The sequence below is a fragment of the Bifidobacterium sp. genome, from assembly GCF_051876855.1.
Classification (GTDB): domain Bacteria; phylum Actinomycetota; class Actinomycetes; order Actinomycetales; family Bifidobacteriaceae; genus Bifidobacterium.
The window spans coordinates 1-1,386 of record NZ_JBJEIH010000102.1; the positions used below are offsets into that span (position 1 = coordinate 1).

Genomic DNA, 1,386 nt, shown 5'->3' on the forward strand with positions numbered 1-1,386 from the left:
GAGTTCGGCAATCTGGGCGGCGTCGTTCGCGTCCGCGAGGCTGCCGGGCCGCAGTCCGTCACCGAGTGAGAAGGCCACGTCGTATTTCGCGAAGATATCGCATAATTCGTCGAAATGCGTGTACAGGAAGCTTTCCTGCTCATGCTGCATGCACCATTGCGCCATGATTGAGCCGCCGCGTGAGACGATGCCGGTCACGCGGTTCGCGGTCAGTGGCACGTAGCGCAGCAACACGCCAGCGTGGATGGTCATGTAGTCGACGCCCTGCTCGCACTGCTCGATCACGGTGTCGCGGAACAGTTCCCAGCTGAGCTTGGTCGCGTCATCCTCGACTTTTTCCAGCGCCTGGTACATCGGCACGGTGCCGATCGGGACGGGGGAGTTGCGTAGGATCCACTCGCGCGTGGTGTGGATGTCGTTGCCGGTGGACAGGTCCATCACGGTGTCCGCGCCCCACTTGGTCGCCCACGTGAGCTTGTCGACCTCCTCGTCAATCGACGAAGACACCGCGGAATTGCCCATATTCGCGTTGAGCTTGGTGAGGAACTTCGATCCGATAATCATCGGCTCGGCTTCAGGATGGTTGATATTGCACGGCATGACCGCACGGCCTGCGGCGAGTTCGGAACGGACCAGCTCGGTGTCGCAATGCTCGCGGGCGGCGACGAACCGCATTTCCGGCGTGATGATGTTGTGCCGCGCATACCACATCTGCGTGACTGGATGCCCCGAGGCCTTGAGCGGATTGTGTTTGCGTCCGCGCCATTCCTTGGTTGCCTTGCCGCGCTGGACCGCTCGCTTGCCGTCGTCGGCGAGGTTGCGTTCGCGGCCCTGATATTCGGTCACGTCTGCGCGGTCACGAATCCAGTCGAGACGCAGCGGGGCGAGTCCTTCCTTCGGATCGCAGGACGGGCCTTCCGTGTTGTAGTCGTGGAACGGCGGGTTCGGGCCGACGCCGGGCGTGTCAGAGAGTTTGATTTCGGTGTACGGCACGTCGAGATTGTAGCTGCCGGATTCGTTTTCGAAATGGATGCGCTCGGTTTTGCGGATATGCGCTTTATCGCGTTGCGTACAGCCGCGTGCGGCGATGTCCACGCGCTGCTGTTTGGCCAGTCGTGCGGCTTCCTTGGCGGCTTTCGCGTTGGTGAAGCCGCCGGGCTGGACGGATTGCAAACGGTTGAGTGAGGTGGCGGACTCGCTGCCGCCCGCCACCTCATTGGCGTCCCCCACAGATGATGTCCCCGCCGCCGGGGCATGCGAGACCGTGCGCGCAGCATACCCGTGATGGCCGCTCCCGCGAACACTCCGCCACGCATCCACCATGGCTTGTGTGGTGGCTTTCGGATCGTCCGCCCCTGCGATCGCCGACACCACGAACCAGCCGGC

The 1,386-nt window shown here is 63.1% G+C and carries 1 protein-coding gene; it reads right to left on the minus strand.

What is annotated here, in order from left to right:
- On the minus strand, positions 1–1,386 hold a 1,386-nt coding region (locus tag ACI38B_RS06745; protein WP_439730080.1), incomplete at both ends, for a phosphomethylpyrimidine synthase ThiC.